The organism is Micrococcus sp. LASM2_SD2, assembly GCF_057364565.1.
In genome coordinates this window covers 1-316 of sequence record NZ_JBNFOB010000513.1, presented here as the reverse complement: position 1 = coordinate 316, position 316 = coordinate 1, and the positions used below count along the sequence as shown (strand labels likewise).

Below are 316 nucleotides of genomic sequence, written 5' to 3'. Positions count from 1 at the left end.
GGCGCGGCCGTAAGCCGATCACCACGAGGCCGGCAGGTGAGCCGGATGCTCGTCCTGACCTGGTCGAGCGCCGCTTCACTGCCGAGCGCCCACACCGGCTCTGGGTCGCTGACATCACCTAGTGCGCACGATCTCAGGGTTCTGCTACGTCGCTTTCATCACCGACGTCTACTCCCGGCGCATCGTGGGATGGGCGGTCTCGGGCAGCCTTCATACCGCGGGGCTGCCGTTGCTCGCCCTGGAGCACGCCCTGTTGAGCAGTGGCGCCAGCCGAGGTCTCCAAGGCCTGATCCACCACTCGGATCGGGGCAGTCAG

General features: G+C 67.4%; 1 pseudogene. It reads left to right on the top strand.

From position 1 onward, the window contains the following. A pseudogene (locus tag AC2W7A_RS13380) lies at positions 1-316 on the top strand (DDE-type integrase/transposase/recombinase); the annotation flags it as partial.